This is a genomic window from Rhodovulum sp. MB263, from assembly GCF_002073975.1.
In the GTDB taxonomy this organism is placed as follows: Bacteria; Pseudomonadota; Alphaproteobacteria; order Rhodobacterales; family Rhodobacteraceae; genus Rhodovulum.
In genome coordinates this window covers 246,501-265,868 of record NZ_CP020384.1, presented here as the reverse complement: position 1 = coordinate 265,868, position 19,368 = coordinate 246,501, and the positions used below count along the sequence as shown (strand labels likewise).

At 68.4% G+C, this 19,368-nt stretch carries 19 protein-coding genes; 11 read left to right on the top strand and 8 right to left on the bottom strand.

Going from position 1 to position 19,368, the window contains the following annotated elements; genetic code table 11:
• Positions 1-5 precede the first annotated feature (5 nt).
• From B5V46_RS01360 to folK, 3 genes are all read right to left on the bottom strand, one after another.
• Complete coding sequence (locus B5V46_RS01360; RefSeq protein WP_080614925.1) at positions 6-2,123, bottom strand: bifunctional (p)ppGpp synthetase/guanosine-3',5'-bis(diphosphate) 3'-pyrophosphohydrolase; 2,118 nt, start codon at positions 2,121-2,123, stop codon at positions 6-8.
• A 61-nt stretch (positions 2,124-2,184) separates the two neighbouring features.
• Positions 2,185-2,547 (bottom strand): DNA-directed RNA polymerase subunit omega, encoded by a 363-nt coding sequence (rpoZ, locus tag B5V46_RS01355; RefSeq protein ID WP_080614924.1) that lies wholly within the window; start codon positions 2,545-2,547, stop codon positions 2,185-2,187.
• Positions 2,548-2,584: 37 nt separating this feature from the next.
• The gene (folK, locus tag B5V46_RS01350; RefSeq protein ID WP_080614923.1) at positions 2,585-3,223 is read right to left on the bottom strand and encodes a 2-amino-4-hydroxy-6-hydroxymethyldihydropteridine diphosphokinase; all 639 of its coding nucleotides are present in this window, start codon (positions 3,221-3,223) and stop codon (positions 2,585-2,587) included.
• 118 nt (positions 3,224-3,341) lie between these two features.
• On the opposite strand from folK, the gene B5V46_RS01345 reads away from it, so the two are divergent.
• The 7 genes from B5V46_RS01345 (at position 3,342) to rnhA (ending at position 7,736) form a co-directional block, all read left to right on the top strand.
• Positions 3,342-3,914: an NYN domain-containing protein gene (locus tag B5V46_RS01345; RefSeq protein ID WP_080614922.1), complete on the top strand. Its 573-nt coding sequence runs from the start codon at positions 3,342-3,344 to the stop codon at positions 3,912-3,914.
• Positions 3,915-4,020: 106 nt separating this feature from the next.
• Positions 4,021-4,467, top strand: coding sequence for a YqaA family protein (locus B5V46_RS01340; protein WP_080614921.1), 447 nt, complete (start codon positions 4,021-4,023; stop codon positions 4,465-4,467).
• A 64-nt stretch (positions 4,468-4,531) separates the two neighbouring features.
• A complete protein-coding gene (gene ispH, locus B5V46_RS01335; protein ID WP_080614920.1) occupies positions 4,532-5,482 on the top strand; it encodes a 4-hydroxy-3-methylbut-2-enyl diphosphate reductase in 951 nt (316 codons plus the stop codon).
• Positions 5,482-6,096 carry a LysE family translocator gene (locus tag B5V46_RS01330; protein ID WP_080614919.1) on the top strand — a complete coding sequence of 205 codons (615 nt, stop codon included), beginning with the start codon at positions 5,482-5,484 and terminating at the stop codon, positions 6,094-6,096. The genes ispH and B5V46_RS01330 overlap by 1 nt, the downstream gene beginning before the upstream one ends.
• Positions 6,093-6,545: a DUF3429 domain-containing protein gene (locus tag B5V46_RS01325; protein WP_080614918.1), complete on the top strand. Its 453-nt coding sequence runs from the start codon at positions 6,093-6,095 to the stop codon at positions 6,543-6,545. Before B5V46_RS01330 ends, B5V46_RS01325 begins: the two co-directional genes overlap by 4 nt.
• Positions 6,542-7,138: a class I SAM-dependent methyltransferase gene (locus B5V46_RS01320; protein WP_080614917.1), complete on the top strand. Its 597-nt coding sequence runs from the start codon at positions 6,542-6,544 to the stop codon at positions 7,136-7,138. The genes B5V46_RS01325 and B5V46_RS01320 overlap by 4 nt, the downstream gene beginning before the upstream one ends.
• Positions 7,139-7,283: 145 nt before the next feature.
• Positions 7,284-7,736 (top strand): ribonuclease HI, encoded by a 453-nt coding sequence (gene rnhA, locus B5V46_RS01315; RefSeq protein WP_080614916.1) that lies wholly within the window; start codon positions 7,284-7,286, stop codon positions 7,734-7,736.
• A 75-nt stretch (positions 7,737-7,811) separates the two neighbouring features.
• On the opposite strand, the gene B5V46_RS01310 is transcribed toward rnhA, so the two are convergent.
• Entirely contained in the window at positions 7,812-8,678 is an 867-nt protein-coding gene (locus B5V46_RS01310; RefSeq protein WP_231119189.1) for an acyl dehydratase, read from the bottom strand.
• Between the two features lie 86 nt (positions 8,679-8,764).
• Complete coding sequence (locus B5V46_RS01305) at positions 8,765-9,307, bottom strand: NADPH-dependent FMN reductase (RefSeq protein ID WP_080614915.1); 543 nt, start codon at positions 9,305-9,307, stop codon at positions 8,765-8,767.
• A 124-nt stretch (positions 9,308-9,431) separates the two neighbouring features.
• Here B5V46_RS01305 and B5V46_RS01300 point away from each other — a divergent pair, with 124 nt between their 5' ends.
• Positions 9,432-11,105 (top strand): thiamine pyrophosphate-binding protein, encoded by a 1,674-nt coding sequence (locus B5V46_RS01300; protein WP_080614914.1) that lies wholly within the window; start codon positions 9,432-9,434, stop codon positions 11,103-11,105.
• 21 nt (positions 11,106-11,126) lie between these two features.
• Here B5V46_RS01300 and B5V46_RS01295 read toward each other — a convergent pair whose 3' ends face one another.
• Positions 11,127-11,819 carry an aspartate/glutamate racemase family protein gene (locus B5V46_RS01295; protein WP_080614913.1) on the bottom strand — a complete coding sequence of 231 codons (693 nt, stop codon included), beginning with the start codon at positions 11,817-11,819 and terminating at the stop codon, positions 11,127-11,129.
• 158 nt (positions 11,820-11,977) lie between these two features.
• Between B5V46_RS01295 and B5V46_RS01290 the strand changes: the two genes are divergently transcribed.
• From B5V46_RS01290 to B5V46_RS01280, 3 genes are all read left to right on the top strand, one after another.
• Positions 11,978-12,271: a hypothetical protein gene (locus B5V46_RS01290; RefSeq protein ID WP_080614912.1), complete on the top strand. Its 294-nt coding sequence runs from the start codon at positions 11,978-11,980 to the stop codon at positions 12,269-12,271.
• Positions 12,272-12,910: 639 nt separating this feature from the next.
• A complete protein-coding gene (gene smc / locus B5V46_RS01285; protein WP_080614911.1) occupies positions 12,911-16,369 on the top strand; it encodes a chromosome segregation protein SMC in 3,459 nt (1,152 codons plus the stop codon).
• A gap of 149 nt (positions 16,370-16,518) precedes the next feature.
• Entirely contained in the window at positions 16,519-16,989 is a 471-nt protein-coding gene (locus B5V46_RS01280) for a YbjN domain-containing protein (RefSeq protein ID WP_080614910.1), read from the top strand.
• Positions 16,990-17,024: 35 nt separating this feature from the next.
• Here the strand turns inward: B5V46_RS01280 and B5V46_RS01275 are convergent, their stop codons facing one another.
• Both B5V46_RS01275 and B5V46_RS01270 read right to left on the bottom strand, forming a co-directional pair.
• On the bottom strand, positions 17,025-18,218 hold the full coding sequence (locus tag B5V46_RS01275) for a lytic murein transglycosylase (protein ID WP_080614909.1): 1,194 nt from the start codon (positions 18,216-18,218) through the stop codon (positions 17,025-17,027).
• A 79-nt stretch (positions 18,219-18,297) separates the two neighbouring features.
• Positions 18,298-19,287 carry a glutathione S-transferase family protein gene (locus B5V46_RS01270; protein WP_080614908.1) on the bottom strand — a complete coding sequence of 330 codons (990 nt, stop codon included), beginning with the start codon at positions 19,285-19,287 and terminating at the stop codon, positions 18,298-18,300.
• Between the last annotated feature and the right edge of the window lie 81 nt (positions 19,288-19,368).

Genomic DNA, 19,368 nt, shown 5'->3' with positions numbered 1-19,368 from the left:
GCCCCTTACATCGTGCGCGCGGGGTCTCGGTATCTCTCCAACTCGGCCACGTCGCTTTCAGCCTCAAGAGCTGTCATCACGGTGTGAAGATGCTCGACGTCCCGCAAATCCACTTGAACCAGCAAGCGGTAAAAATCGGGCTTCTTGTCGACGAATTCCATATCGGAAATATTGGCCTTCTGTTCGCCGATCAAGGTGCAGATCCGGCCGAGCACGCCGGCATCGTTCCGGATCGTCAGCAGGAAGCCGACATTATGCACCGCCGGATGCTTGCCCGAATGCCAGTGCAGATCGACCCAGCGCTCGGGCTGTTCCTCGAACTTCTCCAGCACCGGGCAGTCGATCGCATGCACGATCACGCCCCGGCCGCGATAGGTGATGCCGACAATGCGCTCGCCGGGCACCGGCTGGCAGCAGGGCGCCCGGGTGAAGGATTCGTCGGGCGAGAGACCGATCACCGCGCGGGTCGCGTCGATCTCGTCGCCGGTGGTGTTGGCCAGCTCGGGATAGAGCGCCTCGACCACGTCCTGGGCCCGCATCTCGGCCGAGCCGAGCCGGGCCAGCAATTCGTTCGCGCCGGCCAGGCCGAAGGTCTTGGCGGCAGTGCGCAGCGCCTTGTCGGTCGCCTTCTTGCCCAGATGCTCGAACGCCACCCGTGCCAGTTCGCGGCCGAGCTTGATATAGCGTTCGCGGTCTTCCTCGCGCAGCGACTTGCGGATCGCGGCCTTGGCGCGGCCGGTGACGACGATGTCGATCCAGGTCGCCTGCGGGCGCTGGCCCTCGGCGGTGATGATCTCGACCGACTGGCCGTTCTTGAGCCGCGTCCAGAGCGGCACGCGGATGCCGTCGACCTTGGCACCGACGCAGCTGTCGCCTATCCGGGTGTGGATCGCATAGGCATAATCCAGCGGCGTCGCGCCCCGGGGCAGCTTGATCACATCGCCCTTGGGCGTGAAGCAGAACACCTGGTCGGAATACATCTCGAGCTTCACATGCTCGAGGAACTCGTCATGGTCCTCGGTCTCGAACCGCTCGGTCAGCGAGGCCAGCCATTTCGCCGGATCGACCGCGAACGGGTTCGAGGCCCTGACGCCATCGCGATAGGACCAGTGCGCGGCGACGCCCGATTCGGCCACCTCATGCATCTGCCGGGTGCGGATCTGCACCTCGACCCGCTTGCCGTCGCGCCCCGACACCGTGGTCTGGATCGAGCGGTAGCCGTTCGACTTGGGCTGGCTGATATAGTCCTTGAACCGGCCCGGTACCGCCCGCCAGCGCTGGTGGATCGCACCCAGAACCCGGTAGCAGTCGCCCTCGCTCTGGGTGATGACGCGAAAGCCGTAGATGTCCGACAGCCGCGAGAAGCCCTGCCCCTTCTCCTCCATCTTGCGCCAGATCGAATAGGGCTTCTTGGCCCGGCCGAAGACATCGGCCTCGATCTCCTCGCGGTCCAGCTCCTTTCGGATGTCCTGGGTGATCTTCTGGATCACGTCGCCCGATTCGCGCTGCAGCGTGATGAAGCGGCGGATGATCGAGTTGCGCGCCTCGGGATTGAGCACCCGGAAGGCCAGGTCTTCCAGCTCCTCGCGCATCCACTGCATGCCCATCCGGCCCGCAAGCGGCGCGTAGATATCCATGGTCTCGTGGCTCTTGCGCACCTGCTTCTCGATCGGCAGCGACTTGATCGTGCGCATGTTGTGCAGCCGGTCCGCGAGCTTGACGAGGATCACCCGCAGATCCTTCGACATCGCCATGAAGAGCTTGCGGAAATTCTCGGCCTGCTTGGTCTCGTTCGAAGTCAGCTGCAGATTGGTCAGCTTGGTCACGCCATCGACCAGTTCGGCCACCTCGCGACCGAACAGCCGCTCGATCTCGGAGAAGGTCGACTTGGTGTCCTCGACCGTGTCATGCAAAAGCGCCGTGACGATGGCCGCATCGTCCAGCCGCTGCTCGGTCAGGATCGCGGCGACCGCGACCGGATGCATGAAATATTCCTCGCCCGACCGGCGCCGCTGCCCGGCATGCATCTCGCGCCCATAGGCATAGGCGCGGCGGATGAGATCTTCGTCCGTGCGGGGATTATAGTTGCGGACCAGCGAGATCAGGTCTTCGACGTCGATCATCTGGCCGCCATCTTGAAGGGGGGCGCCACGAGCCGACAGGCCCGCCCGCGCCCCGGCCGTCCTACCTTTGACCCTGGGCTTCCATCAGCGCGCGCAGGAGCTTCTCTTCCGACATGTCGTCATCCGACGGACGGTCGGGTTCGCTGGCCGCACCGCCCATCAGCAGCGCCATCGAATCCTCTTCGGGCTCGTCGACCTCGATCTGGGTCTGATGCGCCTCGATCATCCGCTCGCGCAGATCGTCGGCCGACTGGCTCTCCTCGGCGATCTCGCGCAGGGCGACGACCGGGTTCTTGTCGTTGTCGCGATCCACGGTAAGGCTGGCACCCGAAGCCACCTCACGGGCGCGATGGGCGGCAAGCATCACCAGCTCGAACCGGTTCGGTACCTTGTCGACACAATCTTCGACCGTCACGCGGGCCATGGGTCTCTCCGCTCCATTGGAAAGTTGAACCCCCTATCTATTGGCTTGGATAGGTCTTGACAAGAGCGGATACACCTGACCATGGCCCCGAAAACGGCGAAATGCCCGCGATTTCGGCCGCAGGCAGGGCCGCCAGCATCTCCTGCGCGGTCTGTCCCGACACCGGATGGCGCCAGTCCGGCGCGATCTCGGCCAGGGGGACCAGCACGAAGGCGCGATCCTGTATCCGCGGATGCGGCAGGATCGTGCGGTCGGGGACCTCGCGGGCCTGCGCCTCCGGCGCCAGCCCCATCCAGCGCGCCTGCACGGCGGCATCGGGCAGCACCGCGCCATCCAGATCGAGCAGATCGAGATCGAGCGTGCGCGGCGCCCAGCGGATACGGCGTTCGCGGCCGAATCGCGCCTCGATCCCGTGCAGGCGAGCCAGCAAGGCCGTGGCGGAAAGATCGGTCGCGATCTCGACCACCGCGTTCACAAATTCGGGTCCCGACCCTTCCGGCATGCTCGGCGTATGATAAAATCTGCTGATTTTCACGATTCGGACCGATTCGGCCTCGAGCGCGGCAAGCCCCGCCGCCAGGGTCGCTTCAGGCGCGCCGGCTCCGGATCCCATATTCCCGCCGAGGGCAATCAGGCCTTTTGGCCATGCTGGTATTGATTTTTCAGGTTGCGGCATATGGCGCGATCCTTACATGTTCATTTGACGGCCCGCAGGACTAAGTTTTTCAAGAATGCCCCCCTCATCAAACCACTCTCGGCGTTCATCCGGCGGGCGCTGACCAGAAGGACCAACGATGTTTTACAGAGACGAGCGCTTGGCGCTGTTCATAGACGGATCGAATCTCTATGCCGCCGCGAAGGCGCTGGGCTTCGACATCGACTACAAGCTCCTCCGACAGGAATTCATGCGCAGAGGCAAGCTGCTCCGGGCTTTCTACTACACTGCGCTGCTCGAGAATGACGACTACTCTCCGATCCGTCCGCTTGTCGACTGGCTGAACTACAACGGCTTCACCATGGTGACGAAGCCCGCGAAGGAATACACCGACAGCCAGGGCCGCCGGAAGGTCAAGGGCAACATGGATATCGAACTGGCCGTCGATGCCATGGAGTTGGCGCCCCGCGTCGATCATGTCGTGCTGTTCTCGGGCGATGGCGACTTCAAGCCGCTGATCGAAAGCCTCCAGCGTCAGGGAGTCCGGGTCTCGGTGGTGTCGACCATCCGCAGCCAGCCCCCGATGATCGCCGACGAGCTGCGCCGCCAGGCCGACAACTTCATCGAGCTCGACGAGCTGAAAGAGGTGATCGGCCGCCCCCCGCGCGAGCCCCGCGCCGAACCGCGCTCGGAAACCGCCCAGAACGACTGAGCCCGACAAGCGCCGAGACCGGCACGGCCCGCCCCCCCCCCTGCGTGCCTGAAAGCCGGTCCGACATGCTTGAAACCCGGGCATCGCACCGCATCTCAAGGAAGCGATGCCCGTCTCGCCCCTCGTTCTTCAGCTGTTCGCGCTCTTTGCCGCCGCCTTCGGCGCGGCCACCATCCTGCCGTTCCAGTCCGAACTGGTCTTTGTCGGGCTGCAGCTGGCCGGGCAGATCGGCATCGGCTGGCTGATCCTGGTGGCCAGCATCGGCAACGTGCTGGGCGCGGTCGTGAACTACCTGCTCGGCCGCGGCATCGAGCGGTTCCGCCACCGCCGCTGGTTCCCCGCCAGCGAGGCCCAGCTCGACCGGGCCCAGCACTGGTACGGGCGCTGGGGCGTCTGGACGCTCTTGCTGAGCTGGGCGCCCTTCGGCGATGCCTTCACCGTGGTCGCGGGCATGATGCGCACGCCGGTCTGGCTGTTCGTGCTTCTGGTCACGCTGGCCAAGACCGGGCGATATGCCGCGCTCGCCTGGGCCACTGCGGCGGCCTCTGGCTGAGCCCCGGACTTTACGCGCGGCCCGGCCGGGTTTACCTCTGACAGTCGAACAGGAGACAGAGCCCATGACCAAGCCGCCGCTGACTCTCTTTCTCGCCGCCCCCCGGGGCTTCTGTGCCGGCGTCGACCGCGCGATCAAGATCGTCGAGGCCGCCCTCGCGAAATGGGGTGCCCCGGTCTATGTCCGCCACGAGATCGTCCACAACAAGTTCGTGGTCGACCGGCTGCGCGACATGGGCGCCGTCTTCGTCGAGGAGCTGGAGGACTGTCCGCCCGACCGGCCGGTGATCTTCTCGGCCCATGGCGTGCCGAAAGCGGTGCCCGCCGAGGCCCGTCGCCGCGAGATGGTCTTCGTCGACGCCACCTGCCCGCTTGTGTCCAAGGTCCATCTCGAGGCCCAGCGCCATCACGAGAACGGCAAGCAGATGGTCATGATCGGCCATCGCGGCCATCCCGAGACCATCGGCACCATGGGCCAGCTGCCCGAGGGCGAGGTGCTGCTGATCGAGACCGCCGACGAGGTCGCGGGGCTCGAGGTGCGCGATCCCGACCGGCTGGCCTATATCACCCAGACCACGCTGTCGATCGACGACACCCAGGGCGTCGTCGCGGCACTGAAGGCGCGCTTCCCGAATATCGAGGGGCCCCACAAGGAAGACATCTGCTACGCCACCACCAACCGCCAGGGCGCGGTCAAGACCGTGGCGCCGAAGGTGCAGGCGCTGCTGGTGGTCGGGGCGCCGAACTCGTCGAATTCGCGCCGTCTGGTCGAGGTCGCCGCCAATGCGGGCTGCGACTATGCCCAGCTGGTGCAGCGCGCCGCCGATATCGACTGGCGCGCGCTCGAGGGGGCCTCGGCCATCGGGCTGACCGCCGGGGCCTCGGCCCCCGATGTGCTGATCGAGGAAGTGATGCAGGCCTTCCGCGACCGCTTCGATCTGACCGTCGAGGAGGTCGTGACCGCCGACGAGAGCATCGAGTTCCGCCTGCCGCGCATCGTGCGCGAACTGGCCTGATGCTGTCGACGCAGTTCCTGCTGACCGCGCTGGTGGTGGTTCTGGCCCCGGGCACCGGCGTCGTCTACACGCTGATGATGTCGCTGGGGCAGGGACGCCGGGCCGTGCTGCCCGCCGCGCTCGGCTGCACCCTCGGGATCCTGCCGCATCTGGCCGCCGCCATGCTGGGGCTCGCGGCCCTTCTGCATTCCTCGGCACTGCTTTTCCAGATCGTCAAATTCGCGGGCGTCGCCTATCTGATCTATCTGGCCTGGCAGGCGGTCCGGCAGGGCGGCGCGCTGCAGATCGGCGAACGGACGGGGCGCGACGGGGTCTTCCGGATCGCCCTGCGCGGCGCGCTGATCAACATCCTCAATCCCAAGCTCTCGCTCTTCTTCCTGGCGCTCCTGCCGCCCTTCCTGTCGGGCGACCCGGCCACCGCGACGGCCGAGATGATGACCCTTGGCGGGGTGTTCATGGGCCTGACCCTTGCAGTCTTTCTCGGCTACGGGCTGTTCGCCGCCGCCGCCCGCGACCGCCTTCTGGCCAGCGCCCGCGCCATGGCCTGGCTCAACCGGGGCTTTGCCGCGGTCTTCGCCGGGCTGGGGCTGAAACTGGCCTTCGAGACAACATGACCGACATTCCCCGCACACCGCTTCTTCTGGGCCTGACCGCGCTTCTGCCGCTTATCTGGGGCACGCTCAGCGCGACCGTGCCGGGCCTGTTCGACATCGGCATCCAGACCGTCGGACCCCGCTTCATGGGGATCTACCTGCTGAACTTCTACGGCACCGTGCTGCTGGTCTTCATGTCGGGCATTCTCTGGGGCTTTGCCGGCCGGGCCGACGGGCCGGTCGCGGGCCCGGCCTGCGGGCTGTCGGTACTGCCCGCGATCTGGGCTTTCCTGATGGTGGGGGGCGGCCCCGAAGGCAGCCTCGTCGCGCTGATCGCGGGCTATCTGGGTCTCTTGCTGCTCGATTTCTTCTTCTGGAAGCTCGGGCTTGCCCCGGGCTGGTGGCTGCGGCTGCGCCTGCCGCTGGCCGCCGTGGCGACCGGCTGCCTCGCACTGCCGCTGCTGCTGTGAGCGACGCCGGAACGCTGGCCGTCTATGCGGCCCGGGCCGAGGCCTATTCGGCGATCCATCACGGCCGGGTCGCGCAGGACCGGCTGGCCGCCTTCATCGCCCGCCTGCCCGCGGGCGGTGCGGCACTCGATCTCGGCTGCGGGCCGGGCTGGGCTGCGGCCGGGATGGCGGCTGCGGGGTTGCGCGTGACGGCGCTCGATGCCTGCCCGGAAATGGCCGCCGTCGCCCGGGCCCGCCACGGGATACATGTCGAGGTCGCGGGCTTTGCCGATCTCGAGGCCGAGGCCGCCTTCGACGGGATCTGGGCGCATTTCAGCCTGCTGCACGCCCCGCGCGCCGCCCTGCCCACCCATCTGGGCGCCATCGCCCGGGCGCTCCGGCCCGGGGGCGTCTTCGCGGTCGCGATGAAACAGGGCGAGGGCGAGGCGCGGGACCGGCTCGGGCGGTTTTACACCTATGTCACACCAGGAGGCTTCGGCGCCGCGCTAGAGCGCGCGGGCCTCGCGGTAGAGACCGAAGAGACAGAGCCCGGCACCGGCTTCGACGGCAGGCCCTTCGCCAGCCTCTATCTGCTGGCCCGCCGCCCCGACTGAGCAGACCGGCCAGTGACCCGGGCCCGATTGACCCGGCGCGCGACGCGCCCTAAACCCGCCCGACCCTGACCTCTCCGTGGCCAGGAGATCGCCAGACGGCAGCCCAACGGAGGCCAGACGGGACCAGACCGGGAAGGACAGCATCATGACCGAGCTTTTCGCCTATACCGACGGCGCCTGCAGCGGAAACCCGGGACCGGGCGGCTGGGGCGCGCTGTTGCAGGCTCGCGAGGGCGACAGCGTGCTCAAGCAGCGCGAGCTTTCGGGCGGCGAGGCAGCGACCACCAACAACCGGATGGAGCTTCTGGCCGCGATCAACGCGCTGGAAAGCCTGAGCCGTCCCTCGGAAATCACCGTCGTCACCGACAGCGCCTATGTGAAGAACGGCGTCACCGGCTGGATTCACGGCTGGAAGAAGAATGGCTGGAAGACGGCGGCGAAGAAACCCGTGAAGAATGTCGAGCTCTGGCAAAGGCTCGATGCGGCACAGGCCCGCCACAAGGTGACCTGGACCTGGGTCAAGGGCCATGCCGGCCATCCCGAGAACGAACGCGCCGACGAACTGGCCCGCGCCGGCATGGCTCCCTACAAGCGCTAGGTTCTGTCTGCATTCACCTCGGCAAGTCGAGAGTTGAGGCGAGACAGAGGCCACCCAAGAAGGCGGCGGGACGGATCAAAGCGCGCTGGGTGCGAAGACGGCCTCGCCCATCACTGCCAGGCGGCCATCCTCGCCCCGGATCCAGTAGCGGTCGCCCGCCCGGCAAAGCTGCACCGTCTCGAAATCGAAGACCGGTGCATAGGCGCGCATGCTGAAATGCCGGATCGTGCCATGGGCATTGGCCCTCAGCATCAGGAACTGCGCCAGCAGCTGGCCCTGCACCACCAGCCCCGGATAGCCCTCGACCCGCTGGCAATAGTCGCGGTCGTAATGGATGCGGTGACCGTTCAGCGTCAGCGCCGAATAGCGGAAGAGAAGCGTCGGCGTGAAGGTCATCTCGACCGCGTCTTCCCAGGTTTCGGGCGCGGCGGGCGCGGGCGGGCGCGGCCGGGCGGGGTCGGGATCGGGCAGATAGACCAGATCCTCGTATTCCGTGAGCCGCAGCATGCCGCCCTCGACGATATCGTGGCGCAGCGTGACGAAGGCCAGCGGCCCCGACCGGCCCTTCTTGATCTGAACCTTCTCGATGGTCGAGGTCTTCTGTGCCGGCAGCCCCTGGCGCAGCGGGCCGTAGAAGGTCAGCCGCCCCCCGGCCCACATCCGCCGCGGCAGGCCCAGATCGGGAATGAACCCGTTGCCGCCGACATGCGGAAGACCGTCCCGGCCAAGCTGGTCGGGACGGTGCACATCCCAGAAATAGACCTGGTGGAAATAGGGCGGCAGCGGATCGTAATGGCCCGGCGGCTTGCCCTCGAGACCGAGGGCGACGAACAGCGCCACGATCCGGGTGGGATCGAGCACATCCGTGGCGACCTGTGACTTCCCGACGGCCTCTTTCGGGGCGTCCGTACCTGGGCCGCTGATGTCGGCGGGCTCTGGCATTCTTCGCGGTCTCTCTTCCGGCCTCTGGACTGACAGGGGCGGTCACGACGACAGCCCGCCTGCGCAGGGACTATGCACGAGACCGATTAACGAGATATTTCCGCCTTCAGAGCCTGCATCAGCGCCTCGAGCGCCTTGAGGTTGATCTCGTTGGTCAGCCGCCCGGCCGCGTCGAACTGCTCCGGGGCCAGCCCCACCAGGACCTCGGGACCGGCCAGCACCCGCGCCCGGAACGGCACCAGACACAGCCTGAGCGCGAATTGCGTCCGTTCGCCCCCGGCCCGGCCGCCCGTCGCCGAGACGATGGCCACCGGCTTGTCGGCCCAGGGCGTGCCTCCGGTCCGGCTGACCCAGTCGAGCGCGTTCTTCAGGACGCCGGTGATGCTCTTGTTGTATTCGGGCCCCGCGATCACCACCGCATCGGCCGCGGCGATCTGATCGGCAAGGCACTGAACCCCGGGCGGAATGCCAGACGCGTCCTCCAGATCCTGATCGAACAGCGGCAGCCTGAGATCGGCCTCGACGAATTCGGCCGGGTCGAAGATCCGCGCCGCCTCGCGCAGCAGCATCCGGTTATAGGACCCCTTGCGCAGAGCCCCCGCGATTCCCAACAGCTTGTGATCGGACATCTTCTTTCTCCGTTCCGGTTCCGCCCGACAGTCCTCCGACGCAGTCCTGCACGCGGCGCGCCTTGCTCCTGCCGCAGGCTTGGCGCAGGCTGCTCCCGATGGGGATCGGAGGAAAGGGAAAAACATGCGGCGTCATGGCGGAAAGATCCTGGCCGACCAACTGGCGATCCAGGGGGTCGAGCGGGTGTTCTCGGTACCCGGCGAAAGCTTTCTGGCCGCGCTCGACGGGCTTTACGATGCCGGCATCCCGAATGTGGTCTGCCGTCACGAGGGCGGCGCGGCAATGATGGCCGAGGCCCATGCCAAGCTGACCGGCCGGCCCGGCGTACTGTTCGTCACCCGCGGGCCCGGGTCCTGCAACGCGGCCAGCGGACTGCATGTCGCACGGCAGGATTCGACGCCGATGGTGGTCTTCGTCGGCCAGATCGCGCGCAGCGACCGCGACCGCGAAGCCTTTCAGGAACTCGACTACCGGCGCTTCTTCGGGCCATTGGTCAAGTGGGTGGCCGAGGTCGACGAGACCCGTCGGCTGCCCGAATACATCTCGCGCGCCTTCCATACCGCACAATCGGGGCGCCCGGGGCCGGTGGTGCTGGCCCTGCCCGAGGACATGCTGAGCGGCATTGCCGAGGTGCCCGACATTCCGGCCCGGATCTGGCCCGAACCCGACCCGACCCCGGCACAGGTGGCCGCCGTCCTGACCGCGCTGGACGAGGCCGAACGGCCGCTGGTCGTGGTGGGCGGGCCGCACTGGTCGGCGCAGGCGGCAACCGATCTGGCGCGCTTCGCCGAAAGCCATGACCTGCCGGTCGCGGTCAGCTTCCGCCGTCAGGACCGGCTCGACAACCGCCACCCGAACTATGTCGGCGATCTCGGTGTCGGCATGAACCCGGTGCTGGGCCAGCGCCTGCGGGATTGCGATCTGGTGATCGCGCTGGGCACCCGGCTGGGCGATACCGCGACCGCGGGCTATTCGCTGATGGACCCGGCCGTGCAGGACAAGCGCGTGGTCCATGTCCATCCAGACCCGGACGAGCTTGGCCGGATCTGGCGTCCCGATCCCGGCATCGCGCTGAGCGCGCCCGACGTGGTCGCGGCCCTGGCCCGGGCCGGCGCGCCCGCAACGCCGCCGCGCTGGTCGGCCTGGACCCGGGCCGCCCGCGCCGATTACGAGGCCTGGACCACGCCCAAACCGACCCCGGGGGCGGTCCGGATGGAAGAGGTCGTCACCCACCTGTCGGAGGCGTTGCCCGAGACCGCGGTGCTGACCAACGGCGCTGGCAATTACGCCGCCTTCCTGCACCGTTATTTCCGCTATCGCGGCCCCGGCACCCAGCTGGCGCCGACCTCGGGCTCGATGGGCTACGGCTTTCCCGCCGCGATCGCGGCCAAGCTGGCCCGCCCCGGGCTGCCGGTGATCTGCCTCGCGGGCGACGGCTGTTTCCAGATGACCCTCAACGAGATGTCGACGGCGGTGCAAAACGGCGCCAATGTGGTGGTGATCGTCGCCAATAACGGCCGCTACGGCACCATCCGCATGCATCAGGAGCGGAAATATCCCGGCCGGGTCAGCGGCACCGATCTGGTCAATCCCGATTACGCGGCGCTGGCGCGGGCGTATGGCGGCGAGGGCGAGACCGTGACCGATCAGGCCGCCTTCGCCCCCGCGCTCGAGCGGGCGCTGGCCTCCGACCGGCCCTTCGTGATCGAACTGCGACTGGACCCCGAGGCGCTGGCCACGGGGCTGACCCTGTCCGAGGCGCGGGCGCTGGGCGAGGCGGCGCAGTCGAAGGACTGAACAACCGCCCGGCGCCGGGTCTCAGGCGGCCAGCGCCAGGTCCAGCGCGGCCGCGCAGTGAATTTCGGTCGTGTCGAAGACCGGCAGCGGCGCGTTCGCGGCATTGAGCAGAAGCCCGACCTCGGTGCAGCCGAGGATGACGCAATCGGCCCCGCGCTTGGCCAGCCGCCCGGCGATCTCGACATAGCTCTGGCGGCTCTCCTCGCGGATGGTGCCGATGCAGAGCTCGTCATAGATGATGCGATGGGTCTCGGCCCGGTCCTCGGGGCCGGGCAGCATCGGCGCGAGCCCGGCGGCGCGCAGCCGGTCGGTATAGAAGCTCTGCTCCATCGTGTAGGCCGTCGCCATCAGCCCCGGCCGCTTCAGCCCCGCCGCACCGATCTGATGCGCGGTGGCGTCGGCGATATGCAAAAACGGGATCGACACCCCTTCCAGCATCGGCTCGACCAGCTTGTGCATGGTGTTGGTGGCCAGCATCAGGAAATCGGCACCGCCCGCCTCCAGCCGCCTGGCCTCGCGATTGAGAAGCGCGCTCGCCGCCTCCCAGTCGCCCGCCGCCTGCATTTCCTCGACCAAAGCGAAATCGAGCGAGCGGATCAGCAGATCCGCCGAATGCAGCCCGCCCAGCCGCGCCCGCGCGCCCCGGTTCAGGACCTCGTAATACAGCGCCGTCGAGGCAGCCGACATGCCGCCAAGTATGCCAATGGTCTTCATCTGCCCGCTCCTCGGTCTTTTCTCGCATGCTCGCGCCGGGCAGGCCGCGGCGCAAGACGACAGCGGGTCCGGGGCCGCGCTGGCCCGGGGACTTGGCCCGACTGTGGCGCCAATCGCACGTTTACCTTTCGTAAAGGATGTTCGGATGGGATGGGGCGATGCTTCGTATCCTGGCACTTGCCCTGAGTCTCGCCATATCGGCCTGCGACTCGCCCGGACCGGATTATGCCGGCATTCCGCCGGTCAGGGTCGAGGTCGACGGCTCGACCTTCGCCGTCCGGCGCAAGGGCCTTGAGGCTCAGGCCATCCGGCTCAATCGCGAATACCGGAAGGGCGCGATGCTGCGGGCCTTCCGCGCGATCGAGACCGCCACCGGCTGCGCGATCCGGCCCGATACGCTCAGCGGCGATCCGGCGATGGCCTATGCCAGGCTCACCTGCTCCGGGCCCTGACGCGACAACCGCTTTTCCATGAAGAGAGCCGACGCGATGTCGGGCGAACCGCCGAAGGCGCCGCACCCGGCAGAGCCGCATCGCGACAGCCAGGTCGGGGCCGGTTCGGGACCAGGTCGGCGCCGGTTTCCAGCCGCAGCCAGGTCAGCCCCCGTGCCGCCGCCTCGGTCTCGAACGCGCCCATCAGCGCGCGCCCCACGCCCCGCGACCGCGCGCCCTCCCGTCCCCACGCAAAACCGCCTGATCTCGCCATCCCCGTCCCGCTTCAGCAGCGCCGTGCATCCGACAGCCCGGCCGCGCCACGAAGCACGACATCCCCCGGGGCCGGCCAGATCCCCGGCCGTCATGGGACAGCATTCTTCGGGCGGACGGACCTCCGGAAGCGTCGCCGCGCTGCCCGCGATCCGCGCGCGCCTCGGCCGAGGCCGGTTTCGGATTGCGATGCTCAGCCACATGCCCGCATTCCGCTGTCGACCCTGCCCTCTGTGCGAAGCCCGCGCCCGGCGCGTCAAGGCGCGTGGCGATCACGCAATATCTTGTGGACAACCCTTGGCCTGCCTCGATATCAGGGGCACCCGGCTTGACAGGCTCGGCCCTTGGCCGAAGGATCGCGGAACCACGCGGAATCAGGAGACCCGTTTGCATTTCACCCGGCTCAGGCTGAACGGCTTCAAGAGCTTCGTCGACCCGACCGATCTGGTGATCGCCGGCGGCCTGACCGGCGTCGTCGGGCCGAACGGGTGCGGCAAGTCGAACCTGCTCGAGGCGCTGCGCTGGGTGATGGGCGAGAGCCGTCCGACCGCGATGCGGGGCGGCGGCATGGAAGACGTGATCTTCGCCGGCACCTCGACCCGCTCGGCACGCAACTTCGCCGAGGTCAGCCTGCAGATCGACAATGCCGACCGGCTGGCGCCCGCGGGCTTCAACGACAGCGACCTGATCGAGGTGATCCGCCGCATCACCCGCGATGCGGGCTCGGCCTACAAGCTGAACGGCAAGGACGTGCGCGCCCGCGATGTGCAGATGCTGTTCGCCGATGCCTCGACCGGCGCGACCTCGCCCGCGCTGGTCAGGCAGGGTCAGATCTCGGAACTGATCAACGCCAAGCCGCGGGCCCGGCGACGTATCCTCGAGGATGCGGCCGGGATCGCCGGGCTCTATCAGCGCCGCCACGAGGCCGAGTTGCGGCTGAACGCGGCCGAACAGAACCTCGCCCGGGTCGATGACGTGCTGGAACAGCTGGCCCAGCAACTGGCGCAACTGGCGCGGCAGGCGAAACAGGCCGCGCGCTACCGCGCCATCGCCGGCGATCTGCGCCGCGCCGAGGGCATGCTGCTGTTCCGCCGCTGGCAGGAGGCCGATACCGGCCGGGCCGAGGCCGAGGCCGCGCTGACCGGACATGCCCGCGAGGCCGGCCGGGCCGAGACCGCCGCGCGCGAGGCCGACCGGCTGCGGACCGAGACCGAGACCGCCCTGCCCGCGCTTCGCGAGGAAGAGGCCATCGCCGCCGCCGTGCTGCAGCGGCTGAGCGTGCAGCGCGACGCGCTGGTGCAGGAGGAAGAACGCGCGCGCCAGTCGATCCGCGCCCTGACCGGCCGCATCGAGCAGATGAGCCGCGATATCGAGCGCGAGGCGGCGCTGAACCGCGACGCGGGCGACACGCTGGAGCGTCTCGAGGCGGAGGCCTCCGAACTTTCAGCCGAGCATGAGGGCCATGATGCCGCGCTCGACGAGGCGGCCGAGGCCGCCCATGCCGCGGCCGACGTGCTGCGCGACCGCGAAGAGGCGCAAAGCCAGATGACCGAGGATCTGGCCCGGCTGGTCGCCCGCCACCAGTCCGCCCAGCGCCTGCGCGAGGATGCCGCCCGCACGTTGCAGCGCAACGAGGACGAGGCCGCCAAGGCGCGCGCCACCGTCTCGGCGGCCGAGGCGAACCTGTCTGCTGCCCGGTCCGCGATGGAGGAGGCCGAGGCCCGGCAGGACGCGGCCCAGGACAGCGCCGAGGAGGCCGAGGCGCGGCTGATCGCGGCCGATGAGGCCCGGGCCGAGATCCAGTCCCGCGAGGCCGAGGCGCGGGCGCAGAAATCCTCGGCCGAGGGCGAGGCCGGGGCATTGCGCGCCGAGGTCGCGGCGCTGGCCCGGCTCGTCGAACGCGACACCACCGAGAGCGGCCAGATCCTCGATCTTCTGGGCGTCGACAAGGGCTATGAAAAGGCGCTGGGGGCCGCGCTGGCCGACGATCTGCGCGCGCCGGTGGTCCGGGACGGGACCGCCTCGGGCTGGCTCGCGCTGCCGCCCTACCCGGCCGAGCCGCCCCTGCCCGAAGGCGCCGCGCCGCTTTCGGACCATGTCGCGGTGCCCGAGGCTCTGATCCGGCGGATCGGTCAGATCGGGCTGGTACCCGATGCCGGGACCGGCGCCCGGCTGCAGCCGGCACTCGGGCCCGGCCAGCGGCTGGTCAGCCCTGATGGCGATCTCTGGCGCTGGGACGGCTTGCGTGCCTCCGCCGCCGACGCGCCCAGCGCCGCCGCGCTCCGGCTGCAACAGCTCAACCGGCTGGCCGAGCTGCGCCGCGATCTCGATGAGGCCGAGGTCCGGGCCGAGACCGCCTCCGAGGCCCATGAGGCGCTGTCGCGCGAGCTGCAGGCCGCGACCGAGGCCGACCGCGCCGCCCGCGAGGCCCGGCGCGAGGCCGACCGCGCCCTGGCCGAGCTGGGTCGCGCCCTGTCGCGCGCCGAAGCCGACCGCGAGATGGCCGAAAGCCGGCTTGAAACCGCGCGGATGGCCGTCGCCCGCCACGAGGACGAGGCGACCGGCGCCCGGCTGCGGCTGAGCGAAGCCGATGGCCAGTTGGCATCGCTGGGCGATCTCGACGCGGCGCGGGCCCGGCTCGACGACGTGCGCACCACCGTCGAGGCCGCGCGGATGACCATGATCGCGCGCCGCGCCGCCCATGAAGAACTGAAGCGCGACGGCGAGGCACGGACCAAGCGGCTGACCCAGATCGCCCGCGACGCCCAGACCTGGCGCCAGCGGCTCGACACCGCCGGAACCCGGGTGGCCGAGCTCGAGGACCGCAAGGCCGCCTCGGAGGAAGAACTCGACCGCGCCGCCGCCCTGCCCGAGGAGATCGCCGAGCAACGCGAAGCGCTGGCCGCCCGGATCGAGACCGCCGAGACCCGGCGCGCCACCGCCGCCGAGACGCTGGCCGCGGCCGAGAGCCGGGCCCGCGAGGCCGATCATGCCGCCCGCGAGGCCGAGCGCCGGGCGGGCGAGCTCCGCGAGGCCCGCGCCGCCGCCCAGGCCCGGGCCGAGGCCGCGCGCGACACCGTGGCCCAGGCCGCCGCCCGCATCGCCGAAGAGCTGGAAACGACGCCCGCCGACCTGCTGGAAAAGCTCGGCGACGATCCCGACCGGATGCCCCCGGCCGAGGCGATCGAGCATGAGGTGACACGGCTCAAGCGTCAGCGCGAGGCGCTGGGCGCGGTCAACCTGCGCGCCGAGGAGGATGCCCGCGCGGTGCAGGAGGAACATGACACGCTGGTGGTCGAGAAGAGCGATCTCGACGAGGCGATTCGCACGCTGCGCGCCGGCATTGCCGGCCTCAACCGCGAGGGCCGCGACCGGCTGTTGACCGCCTTCGAGCAGGTGAACGCGAATTTCGCGCTGCTTTTCACCAATCTCTTCCGCGGCGGCGAGGCCCGGCTGGTGCTGGTCGAATCCGACGATCCGCTGGAGGCGGGGCTCGAGATCATGTGCCAGCCGCCGGGCAAGAAGCTCTCGACGCTGTCGCTGCTGTCGGGGGGCGAACAGACCCTGACCGCGCTGGCGCTGATCTTCGGTGTGTTCCTGGCCAATCCGGCGCCGATCTGCGTGCTCGACGAGGTCGACGCGCCGCTCGACGACGCCAATGTCACCCGGATGTGCGACATGCTGGACGAGATGACCCGGCGCACCGATACCCGCTTTCTCATCATCACCCACCATGCGCTGACCATGAGCCGGATGGACCGGCTGTTCGGCGTCACCATGGCCGAGCAGGGGGTGAGCCAGCTGGTGTCGGTCGACCTGAAGAAGGCAGAGGCCCTGGTCGCCTGATCGGTGCCGCCCGATCCGCCCAGCCCGATCCGCGTTCCCTGATCCGCCGCCTGTCTCGGCAGGAGATCGCCGGCCGCAAGCCCCCGGCTTGACACTCCCGGCCTGCCCCCTCACTCCCCGGCGCGTGCGAACGAACAAGGAGAGAACCGATGAAGCGCCTCGTCCATGCCCTCTGGGCCCTTCCCCTCGCCGCCCAGGCAGCCTCGGCCGATGTGATCGCGTCGGATCCCGACAGCGTGCTGAAGGCGCTTCAGTCCAAGGGGCTTGCGGCGACGATGGAGACCGACGATCTCGGCGACCCCAAGATCGTCAGCCACCTGACCGGCGACTCGAATACCGAATTCATCGTTCTGTTCTATGGCTGCACCGACAATGTCGACTGCAGTTCGGTGCAGTTCTATGTCGCCTACGACATGAAGGATCCGGTGACCGCGCTGAAGATGAACCAGTGGAACCGCGAATGGCTGTTCACCAAGGCCACGCTTGACGACGAGGGCGATCCGGGGCTGGAAATGGACGTGATCCTGGCCAAGCCCGGCATCGACAAGAAGCTCTTCATGACCACGATCGACATCTGGCAGCAATCGATCGACGCTTTCGAAGACTATATCGACTGGTAACGCCCCGGCGGCCCCGGAGGCTCCGGGGCGCGCGGTCAGAGCCGGTCGAGAAGCGCCCGGGTCGGCCAGGAATCTGCGGGAAAGCCAAGCCGGATCTGTTCTTTCTGAACGGCTTCGCGGGTTTTCTCGCCGAGAATGCCATCGACGCCCCCGACATCATGGCCGCGCCGCACCAGCTTTTGCTGCAAGGCCTTCATCTCGGCCCCCGCAAGCCCCGGCTCGGGCGCACGCGGATCGAAGATCGGGGCGCCCTCGAAGCGGGTCGCCAGATAGGCGGCGGTGGTGACGTAGACGAGGCTCTGGTTCCACTCGAACAGAACCCGGAAATTCGGATAGGCTAGGAAGGCCGGGCCGTTCCGGCCCATCGGCAGCAACACCGAAGCGCGCAGGCTGGCCGGGCCCAGATTGCCGCTGCGCGCCCGCACCCCCAGCCGCGCCCAGTCCGAGACGCGCTTGCCATGATCGAGCCCGGTCTCGGCCCAGTCGAGATTTCCGGGAATGACGATTTCCTGCAACCAGGGCTCGTTCGCGCGCCAGCCAAGCCCCTTCAGCATCTTCCCGGCCGACATCAGCGCATCGGGCGCCGAGCTCTTCAGCCGGACATGCCCGTCGCCGTCGCCGTCGACGCCGTTTTCCAGGATGTCGGCGGGCAGCATCTGGACCTGGCCGATCTCGCCCGCCCAGGCGCCGGTGGTGGTGGCCGGGTCGAAATCGCCGCGTTCGTAAAGGCTCAGGGCCGAGAAGACCTGCGGCCGGAACAGCTCGGGCCTGCGGCAATCATGGGCCAGCGTCACCAGCGCGTTCAGCGTGTTGAAGTCGCCCTGAACCGCCCCGAAATCGGTCTCCAACGCCCAGAAGGCCAGCAGCACACCACGCGAGACGCCATATCTGCGCTCGACCTCGTCGAAAACGGCGGCGTAACGGTCGGCATTGCGCTGCCCGTTATCGAGCCGCGAACGGCTGATCAGGCGCCGCGCGAAATCGATGAAATCCCGCTGGAACACGCCTTGCGCCCGGTCGGCCCGGATCACCGCCGGGTCCTGCCGGACGCCCGCGAAAAAGCTTCGCGCCGCGCCCGCGTCATGGCCCCGGCGCACCGCCTCGTCGCGCAGCCCGGCGACGAAACCGCCGAAATTCCCGCCGCAGGCCGCCCAGGCCCCGCCGGGCACCCCGGAGACGAGGGCCAGCGACAGCAGACAGAGGGCAGGGAGGGACGGCGAAGGGCGCATGAAGGGCTCCGGGACCATTTCAGACAAAAACGATTTACGGCCGCCACCTTACCAAGCCCCAACCGGCAGGCAAGCTGGCTCAGGCGGCTTTCAGCCGGTCGCGCCCATGCGGCCCGGTCCAGTCGATCCGCGGGTTGATCGGGATGATCCGGTTCGGATTGATGGTGTCGTGGCTGTAATGGTAGTGCCGCACGATATGGTCGAAATGCACGGTCTCGGCCACGCCCGGCCATTGATAGAGCTCGCGCGCATAGCCCCAGAGATTGGGCATGTCGATCAGCCGGTTGCGGTTGCACTTGAAATGCAGGTGATAGACCGGATCGAAGCGCAAGAGCGTGGTGAAGAGGCGCCAGTCGGCCTCGGTGAGGCGCTCGCCCATCAGGTAGCGCCGCGTCGCAAGCCGCTCTTCCAGCCAGTCGAAACTGTCGAACAGCGCCCGGACCGCCTCGTCATAGGCTTTCTGCGAGGTGGCGAACCCGGCCTTGTAGACGCCGTTGTTGACGGTGTCATAGACCCGCGCATTGACCTCGTCGATGCCCTCGCGCAGCTCTTCGGGCCAGTAATCGTCGCGATTGCCGGTGATGCCGTCGAAGGCCGAATTGAACATCCGGATGATCTCGGAGGATTCGTTCGAGACGATGGTCTCGCGCTGCCTGTCCCACAGGACCGGCACCGTGACCCGGCCCGACACGTCGGGTTTTGCCTTGGTGTAGATGTCGCGCAGGAAAGGCAGGCCGTAAAGGCCGTCGCCGGTCGTGCCGGGGAAGTCGGTGGCAAAGCTCCAGCCATCCTCGAGCATGTCGGGATGCACCACCGAGAGGCCGATATGCGGCGCGAGCCCCTTGATGGCGCGGAAGATCAGCGCCCGGTGCGCCCAGGGGCAAGCATAGGAGACGTAAAGGTGATAGCGCCCGCTTTCGGCCCTGAACCCGCCCTCGCCCTCGGGGCCGGGCGCGCCGTCTGCCGTGATCCAGTTGCGGAACCCGGAGGTCGAGCGGACGAAGCGGCCGCCATGGCTTTCGGTGTCGTACCAGCCGCTGTCCCAGCGGCCATCGATCAGTTGTCCCATGAACTCCTCCATGTGTTTGATGGAAGAGATAGCGGGATGAGCGGCGGGCGCATCGCCTCTGACCGCGCATCCCCCCTGCGT

Excerpts from the sequence above, each read along its gene's own strand:
- B5V46_RS01360 (WP_080614925.1), bottom strand. The coding sequence starts at position 2,123 with ATGATCGACGTCGAAGACCTGATCTCGCTGGTCCGCAACTATAATCCC.
- rpoZ (WP_080614924.1), bottom strand. The coding sequence starts at position 2,547 with ATGGCCCGCGTGACGGTCGAAGATTGTGTCGACAAGGTACCGAACCGG.
- folK (WP_080614923.1), bottom strand. The coding sequence starts at position 3,223 with ATGCCGCAACCTGAAAAATCAATACCAGCATGGCCAAAAGGCCTGATT.
- B5V46_RS01345 (WP_080614922.1), top strand. The coding sequence starts at position 3,342 with ATGTTTTACAGAGACGAGCGCTTGGCGCTGTTCATAGACGGATCGAAT.
- B5V46_RS01340 (WP_080614921.1), top strand. The coding sequence starts at position 4,021 with ATGCCCGTCTCGCCCCTCGTTCTTCAGCTGTTCGCGCTCTTTGCCGCC.
- ispH (WP_080614920.1), top strand. The coding sequence starts at position 4,532 with ATGACCAAGCCGCCGCTGACTCTCTTTCTCGCCGCCCCCCGGGGCTTC.
- B5V46_RS01330 (WP_080614919.1), top strand. The coding sequence starts at position 5,482 with ATGCTGTCGACGCAGTTCCTGCTGACCGCGCTGGTGGTGGTTCTGGCC.
- B5V46_RS01325 (WP_080614918.1), top strand. The coding sequence starts at position 6,093 with ATGACCGACATTCCCCGCACACCGCTTCTTCTGGGCCTGACCGCGCTT.
- rnhA (WP_080614916.1), top strand. The coding sequence starts at position 7,284 with ATGACCGAGCTTTTCGCCTATACCGACGGCGCCTGCAGCGGAAACCCG.
- B5V46_RS01310 (WP_231119189.1), bottom strand. The coding sequence starts at position 8,678 with ATGCCAGAGCCCGCCGACATCAGCGGCCCAGGTACGGACGCCCCGAAA.
- B5V46_RS01305 (WP_080614915.1), bottom strand. The coding sequence starts at position 9,307 with ATGTCCGATCACAAGCTGTTGGGAATCGCGGGGGCTCTGCGCAAGGGG.
- B5V46_RS01300 (WP_080614914.1), top strand. The coding sequence starts at position 9,432 with ATGCGGCGTCATGGCGGAAAGATCCTGGCCGACCAACTGGCGATCCAG.
- B5V46_RS01295 (WP_080614913.1), bottom strand. The coding sequence starts at position 11,819 with ATGAAGACCATTGGCATACTTGGCGGCATGTCGGCTGCCTCGACGGCG.
- B5V46_RS01290 (WP_080614912.1), top strand. The coding sequence starts at position 11,978 with ATGCTTCGTATCCTGGCACTTGCCCTGAGTCTCGCCATATCGGCCTGC.
- B5V46_RS01280 (WP_080614910.1), top strand. The coding sequence starts at position 16,519 with ATGAAGCGCCTCGTCCATGCCCTCTGGGCCCTTCCCCTCGCCGCCCAG.
- B5V46_RS01275 (WP_080614909.1), bottom strand. The coding sequence starts at position 18,218 with ATGCGCCCTTCGCCGTCCCTCCCTGCCCTCTGTCTGCTGTCGCTGGCC.
- B5V46_RS01270 (WP_080614908.1), bottom strand. The coding sequence starts at position 19,287 with ATGGGACAACTGATCGATGGCCGCTGGGACAGCGGCTGGTACGACACC.